General features: G+C 69.7%; 7 protein-coding genes. 2 read left to right on the forward strand and 5 right to left on the reverse strand.

Going from position 1 to position 7,087, the window contains the following annotated elements; all coding sequences use genetic code 11:
* Positions 1-146 precede the first annotated feature (146 nt).
* Positions 147-941, forward strand: coding sequence for an SDR family oxidoreductase (locus ABZT04_RS27440; RefSeq protein WP_356059640.1), 795 nt, complete (start codon positions 147-149; stop codon positions 939-941).
* A 146-nt stretch (positions 942-1,087) separates the two neighbouring features.
* The gene (locus tag ABZT04_RS27445) at positions 1,088-1,885 is read left to right on the forward strand and encodes a tyrosine-protein phosphatase (RefSeq protein WP_356059641.1); all 798 of its coding nucleotides are present in this window, start codon (positions 1,088-1,090) and stop codon (positions 1,883-1,885) included.
* Between the two features lie 18 nt (positions 1,886-1,903).
* On the opposite strand, the gene ABZT04_RS27450 is transcribed toward ABZT04_RS27445, so the two are convergent.
* The 5 genes from ABZT04_RS27450 to ispG form a co-directional block, all read right to left on the reverse strand.
* On the reverse strand, positions 1,904-2,023 hold the full coding sequence (locus ABZT04_RS27450; RefSeq protein ID WP_355920031.1) for a DUF6126 family protein: 120 nt from the start codon (positions 2,021-2,023) through the stop codon (positions 1,904-1,906).
* Positions 2,020-2,655, reverse strand: coding sequence for an XRE family transcriptional regulator (locus tag ABZT04_RS27455; RefSeq protein WP_356059642.1), 636 nt, complete (start codon positions 2,653-2,655; stop codon positions 2,020-2,022). The genes ABZT04_RS27450 and ABZT04_RS27455 overlap by 4 nt, the downstream gene beginning before the upstream one ends.
* 82 nt (positions 2,656-2,737) lie before the next feature.
* Complete coding sequence (locus ABZT04_RS27460; RefSeq protein ID WP_356059643.1) at positions 2,738-4,123, reverse strand: aspartate aminotransferase family protein; 1,386 nt, start codon at positions 4,121-4,123, stop codon at positions 2,738-2,740.
* The gene (gene dxs / locus ABZT04_RS27465; protein ID WP_356059644.1) at positions 4,120-6,027 is read right to left on the reverse strand and encodes a 1-deoxy-D-xylulose-5-phosphate synthase; all 1,908 of its coding nucleotides are present in this window, start codon (positions 6,025-6,027) and stop codon (positions 4,120-4,122) included. The genes ABZT04_RS27460 and dxs overlap by 4 nt, the downstream gene beginning before the upstream one ends.
* Positions 6,028-6,054: 27 nt before the next feature.
* The coding region (gene ispG, locus ABZT04_RS27470; RefSeq protein WP_356059645.1) for a flavodoxin-dependent (E)-4-hydroxy-3-methylbut-2-enyl-diphosphate synthase at positions 6,055-7,087 on the reverse strand (1,033 nt) is incomplete at its 5' end.

The raw sequence follows: 7,087 nt of genomic DNA on the forward strand, positions 1-7,087 counted from the left end.
GGTCGTGGACCCGCACGCCAGAATTCGGACGCCACTCCGACTCCGGCCGGAGTGGCGGGCCGATCGCCCCGACGCCAGGCTGACGTCAAGAGGATGCGGCACACGGCACGGACACACGGACACACGGACAAAGGGACTGGTTCCACATGCAGATCGATCTGACCGGACGCACCGCCCTGGTGACGGGCTCGACGCAGGGCATCGGCGCGGCGATCGCCGCCGGACTCGCGCGCTCCGGCGCCCGGGTGGGGGTGAACGGCCGGGACGAGGGGCGGGTCGCGGAGGCCGTGGCGCGGCTGACGACTGAGGTGCCCGGCGCCACCTTCGTGCCGGTGGCCGCCGACGTGGCGAGCGAGGAGGGCGCGGAGCGTGCCGTGGAGGTGCTGCCGGACGTCGACATCCTCGTCAACAACCTCGGCGTCTTCGGCTCCGCCGACCCGCTGAAGATCAGCGACGCGGAGTGGCGGCGCTATTTCGAGGTGAACGTACTGGCCGCCGTACGGCTGACCCGCCTGTACCTGCCGGGTATGACGGGGCGCGGCTGGGGTCGGATCCAGTACATCGCCAGCGACTCGGCGATCGTGATCCCGGCCGAGATGATCCACTACGGCATGTCCAAGACCGCGCTCCTCGCCGTCGGCCGCGGCTTCGCGAAGCAGGCGGCGGGCACCGGGGTGACGGTCAACTCGGTCATCGCCGGGCCGACCCACACCGGCGGTGTCGAGGACTTCGTCTACGAACTCGTCGACCGCGACCTGCCCTGGGACGAGGCGCAGCGCGAGTTCATGCGGAAGCACCGGCCGCAGTCCCTGCTGCAACGGCTGATCGAGCCCGAGGAGATCGCGAACATGGTCGTCTACCTCGGCTCGGACCAGGCGTCGGCCACGACCGGCGGCGCCCTGCGGGTCGACGGGGGATACGTCGACTCGATCCTGCCCTGACGGCTCGCTCCGCGCCTCACTCCTCCCACCGGGCAGAAGACCCTGGTCAGAGCCGTAACGGCCGACCGGGGGCGGAATGCATGTCGTATCGTCGACAGCGTGCCCGCCGGTGAGCCGCGTCGTCGGGCCGAGTGGGAGGAGCCCTCGTGACGCAGCAGATCCCGTCGACCGAGCCGGAGTTGTCCGGAGTGCGTAATTTCCGGGACGTGGGCGGACTTCCGACGGTGGACGGACGGCGGGTGCGGCAGGGTGTGCTGTTCCGCAGCGGCCATCTCGCGCACGCGACCGAGGAGGACGCCGCGTTCCTCGGCTCACTGGGCCTGCACACGATCTTCGACTTCCGCAACGCGTCGGACCACAAGCTGGAGGGTCCCGACGTCGAACTGCCCGGTGTGCGCAATGTGAACCTGCCGCTGAGCGACCCGGCGGACGGCTCGGAGTTCTGGAAGATGGTCCGCGACGGCGAGATCGAGCAGTTGCGCGGGATCCTCGGCGACGGCAAGGGCGCGAACCGGATGATCGCCTCGTACCGCACGATCGTCAAGGAGCGCACCGCCGAGCACTCCCAGGTCCTGCGCGCGCTCGCGGAGGACAGCGTTCCCGCGCTGATGCACTGCGCGGCGGGCAAGGACCGCGCGGGTCTGTCGATAGCCGTGACGCTGCTCGCCGTGGGCGTGGAGCGCGAGGCGATCCTGGCCGATTACCTGGAGTCGAACGCCAAGCACCGCCGCTACAAGGTGCGCCGCAGCGGCTCCGCCGCCACCGCCTACTCCCCCGAGGTGATGGAACTCCTCAGCCCCCTCTTCGACGCCCGCGCCGAGTATCTGACGGCGGCCTTCGAGACCGTCGAGGAGACCTGGGGCGGTGTGGACGCCTATCTGGAACAGGGGTTGGGCATCGCCCCGGAGATCCGGGAGCGGCTGCGCGAGCGGCTGCTCGACTGAACTCGCCGCTACGGCGGGCTACTTGGCGCCCACCGAGAACAGCAGGTAGATGAAGGCCGCGAAGACGTGGCCGACGGCGATGTAGATGATGAGCCGGATCCACAGGGCGCGGGGGAACTTCTCTTCCATGTCCATCATGGTGTGTCTCCGGTGATCGGGCCCAGGCACAGGGCGGCCGTGGGGCTCTGCAGGAGGGTGTGGACGAACAGGACCTCGACGCCGGTCGCGTCGGCCGCGGCGAGCCGGTGCGGGGTCAGCGAGTCGAAGTGGGCGCTGTCGCCGGGCGCGAGGATGTGCGCGGTGTCGCCGAGGCGTAGCCGGAGTCGTCCCTCGAGGACGTAGAGCCATTCCTCACCGGGGTGCACACGCACGATGTCGCCCTGGGAGCCGTGCGGGATGCGGACGCGCAGCGACTGCATCCCACGTCCGGGGGCGCCCGCCTGCCAGTACGTCCAGCCGCCCGCCCGGGTGGGCTCCATGTCGGCGGCACGCACCACGGCGTCGCGGTCGATGGCCGTCTCGCCGAGCAGATCCGAGACTGTCGTACCGTAGATACGGGCGAGCGCGAGCAGCATCGGCAGTGAGGGCTGGCGCTGCCCGGTCTCCAGGCGGGAAAGGTGGGCGGGCGACAGTCCGGCCGAGCGGGCGGCGGCCTCCAGAGTGAGGGAGGCGCGGCGGCGCAGGGCGCGGAGCTGCGGTGCGACGGTGGCCGGCAGGTCGTCGGCCGGCCCGGTCGGCGGCTCCGGCGCTGCTTCAGAAAAGCTGCTCATGCCTTCCATTGAGCCGGACTTTTGCCCCTGCGGCAAACTTCTTGCCTCAGGGGCAAAAACTCGGAGAGCCCGGCGGAACCCCCTATCGGTTGGCCACCGCCTGCTTCACGAGCGTCCTGCTGAAGTCCCACATCAGCCCGCCGCCGCTGTGCGCGTCGTCCATCACGGCCGTGAAGGCGTCCACGAACCGGTCCACCTCGCGCTCGCCGACGATCAGCGGCGGGATCAGCTTGATCACCTCCAGGTGGTCGCCGGAGACCTGGGTGAGGATGCGGTGCCGCTGGAGCAGCGGTACGACCACCATCTGAGCGAACAGGCCCTTGCGCGCGGCCTGGAGCATGGTCCAACGGCTGCGCAGCTTCAGGGACTTGGGCTTGCCGAACTCGATGCCGATCATCAGGCCCCGGCCGCGCACATCGGCGAGCAGCTCGTACTTGTCGACCAGCGCGGCGAGTCTGATCCTCAACTGGTCCCCGGTGGCACGGGCGTTGGCGACGACCTGCTCGTTCTCCATGACGGACAGCACGGCGAGGCCGGCGGCCATGGCCTGTGCGTTGGATCCGAAGCTCGCCGAGTGGACCAGTACACGGTCCATGGACGAGTAGACCTTCTTGAAGATCCAGTCCTTGCCGAGGGTGGCGCCGACCGGCACATAGCCGCCGGAGAGCGCCTTGGCCACGCACACCAGGTCCGGTTCCACGCCGTCCTCGTGCTGGTAGGCGTAGAAGTCGCCGGTCCGGCCGAGGCCGGTCTGCACCTCGTCGGCGATGAGCAACGCCTTGTTCCGGTGCAGGAGTTCCTGCGCGGCACGCAGATAGCCGGGCGGGGCCTCGTGGACGCCCTTGCCCTGGATCGGTTCGACGACGAGGGCGGCGACGTCGCCCTTCTTCAACTCCCGCGCCAGGGCGTCGAGATCGCCGAGCGGTACGGCCGTGTCCGGCAGCAGCGGGGCGAAGCCGTCCCGGAAGCCGTCCTCGCCGTTGACGGAGAGCGAGCCGGTGGTCAGACCGTGGAAGGCGTGGTCGCAGTACAGGACGCGGGGTTTCCCGGTCGCGTACCGGGCGAACTTCAGCGCGGTCTCGACCGCCTCCGTGCCGCTGTTGCCGAAGAACACCCGGTCCAGGTGCGGGCTGTGGGTGAGCAGTCGCTCGGCGAGCAGGCCGGGCAGCGGCTGGCAGTCGAAGCGGGTGAGGTCGGCGAGCTGGGCGTCGAGGACGTCGTGCAGCGCCTTGCGGACCACGGGGTGGTGGCGGCCCAAGCCCATCACCCCGAACCCGGCGAGCATGTCCAGGTAGTCGTTGCCGTCCGCGTCCCAGAAGTAGGCGCCCTCGCCCCGCTCGTAGACCTTGTCGAAGCCGATGGTGTGCAGCATGCGCGGGAGCTGGTGGTTGAGGTACTTGGCGTGCAGCTCGTAGCGCTCGGCTCCGCGCCCGGCCAGCAGCGCGTTGAGGTCGAACTCCTCGGTCATTCGGGTTTCTCCTTGGCTGCGCGGTCGGTCATGTCCTTGACCGCCAGGCTTGCGCTGATCCGTCCGGCGACCTCGACGGGTGTGAGGCCGATGTCGGCGAGTACCTCACCGCGTTTGGCGTGTGCGAGGAACTGCTCCGGGATCCCGAACCGCCGTACGGGCACGTCGACTTCGGCGTCGCCGAGGGCCAGCGCCACGGCGGCGCCGACGCCGGAGGCGCGGCTGTTGTCCTCTACGACGGCGACGAGGCGGTGTTCGGCGGCGAGGCCGGGCAGCGCCGGGTCGACGGGCTTGACCCAACGGGGGTCCACGACCGTGCAGTTGATGCCGCGTGCTTCGAGGAGTTCGGCGGCCTGGAGGCAGACGGGCGCCATCACTCCTACGGCGACGAGCAGCACCTCAGGGGTCGTTGGGCTCCGGTGCAGGACGTCCAGGCCGCCCACGCGGTCGATCGCGGGGATCTCCGGTCCGACCGACTCCTTCGGGAAACGGACGAGGGTCGGCGCGTCGTCGACGGCGACGGCTTCCCGCAACTGGGCGCGGAGCTGGTCGGCGTCGCGCGGGGCGGCGATTCTGAGGCCGGGCACCACCTGGAGGATGGACATGTCCCACATGCCGTTGTGGGAGGCCCCGTCGACACCGGTGACGCCGGCCCGGTCGAGGACGAAGGTCACCCCGCAGCGGTGGAGGGCGACATCCATGAGGAGTTGGTCGAAGGCACGGTTGAGGAAGGTGGCGTAGACGGCGACGACGGGGTGCAGTCCGCCGGTCGCGAGGCCCGCCGCCGACACGGCCGCGTGCTGCTCGGCGATGCCGACGTCCCACACCCGGTCCGGGAAGCGGGCGGCGAACTTGCCGAGGCCGACCGGGTGCAGCATGGCCGCCGTGATGGCCACGACGTCGTCGCGTTCCTCCCCGATCCGCAGGATCTCCTCGCCGAACACGCTGGTCCAGGAAGGGCCGTTGGAGGGCGCGAGGGGTGCGCAGGTGAGCGGGTCCATCACGCCGACGGTGTGGAAGTGGTCCTCCTCGTGGGCGAGGGCGGGTTCATAGCCGCGCCCCTTCTCCGTGAGGCAGTGGACCAGGACCGGGCCGTGGAAGCGTTTCGCGCGGCGCAGCGCCGACTCGACGGCGCCGATGTCGTGTCCGTCGATCGGGCCGACGTACTTCAGGCCCAGGTCCTCGAACATGCCCTGCGGGGCGAACGCGTCCTTGAAGCCCTTCTTCGCGCCGTGCAGGGACTCGTAGACGGTGTTGCCGACGACCGGGGTGCGCAGCAGGACGTCCTTGCCCCAGGCGAGGACCTTCTCGTAGCTGTCGGTCGTGCGCAGGGTGGCCAGATGGTTGGCGAGGCCGCCGATGGTCGGCGAGTATGACCGCTCGTTGTCGTTGACGACGATGATCAGCGGCCGGTCCTTGGCGGCGGCGATGTTGTTCAGCGCCTCCCAGGCCATGCCGCCGGTGAGCGCGCCGTCGCCGATGACCGCGACGACATGGCCCTTCTCGCCCTGCACCTGGCGGGCCTTGGCGAGTCCGTCGGCCCAGCCGAGTGAGGTGGAGGCGTGGCTGTTCTCGATGACGTCGTGCTCGGACTCCTCGCGCGAGGGGTAGCCGGACAGGCCGCCCTTGCCGCGCAGTTTCGAGAAGTCCTGACGGCCCGTCAGCATCTTGTGCACATAGCTCTGGTGGCCGGTGTCCCACAGGATGCGATCGGTCGGTGACTCGAAGACCCGGTGGAGCGCGATGGTGAGTTCCACCACGCCCAGGTTGGGCCCGAGGTGGCCGCCGGTCCTGGCCACCGCGTGGACCAGGAACTCCCTTATCTCTTCGGACAGTTCGCCGAGTTCCGCCTCGGACAGCGCCTTCAGGTCGCGTGGTTGACGGATGCTCTCCAGGATCGTCACGTCGGGCCCCCTTCGGTCCGTGCTGGTTCAGCTCACGGTGACGGCCGGCTCCCCCGCCGCGACGCCGTCCTGCTCCATCTGTTCGGCGATCTTCATCGCTTCCTCGATCAGGGTCTCGACGATCTTCGACTCGGGGACGGTCTTGATGACCTCGCCCTTGACGAAGATCTGCCCCTTGCCGTTGCCGGAGGCGACCCCGAGGTCGGCCTCCCGCGCCTCGCCGGGTCCGTTGACGACGCAGCCCATGACCGCGACGCGCAGCGGGACCTCCATGCCCTCCAGACCCGCCGTGACCTCGTCGGCGAGCTTGTAGACGTCCACCTGGGCGCGCCCGCAGGACGGGCAGGACACGATCTCCAGACGGCGGGGCCTGAGGCCCAGCGACTCGAGGATCTGGTTGCCGACCTTGACCTCCTCCACCGGAGGCGCGGACAGCGACACCCGGATCGTGTCGCCGATGCCCTCGCTGAGCAGTGCCCCGAAGGCGACCGCCGACTTGATCGTGCCCTGGAAGGCGGGACCGGCCTCGGTGACCCCGAGGTGCAGCGGATAGTCGCTCTGCGCGGCCAACTGCCGGTAGGCGTTGACCATCACCACGGGGTCGTTGTGCTTCACGGAGATCTTGATGTCCCGGAAGCCGTGCTCCTCGAAGAGCGACGCCTCCCACAGGGCCGACTCGACGAGCGCCTCGGGCGTCGCCTTTCCGTACTTCTGGAGCAGACGGCGGTCCAGGGAACCGGCGTTGACCCCGATGCGGATCGGCGTGCCGTGGTCCTTGGCGGCCCGCGCGATCTCCTTGACCTTGTCGTCGAACTGCTTGATGTTGCCCGGGTTGACGCGAACCGCCGCGCAGCCGGCCTCAATTGCGGCGAACACGTATTTCGGCTGGAAGTGGATGTCCGCGATCACGGGGATCTGCGACTTGCGGGCGATGGTGGCCAGCGCGTCCGCGTCGTCCTGCGTGGGGCAGGCGACGCGGACGATCTGGCAGCCGGACGCGGTGAGTTCGGCTGGGGTCTGGACGCCCTGCTCGACACCACGGAGCTCCTGGTCAGCGAGG

Source organism: Streptomyces sp. NPDC005492 (assembly GCF_040605995.1).
In the GTDB taxonomy this organism is placed as follows: Bacteria; Actinomycetota; Actinomycetes; order Streptomycetales; family Streptomycetaceae; genus Streptomyces.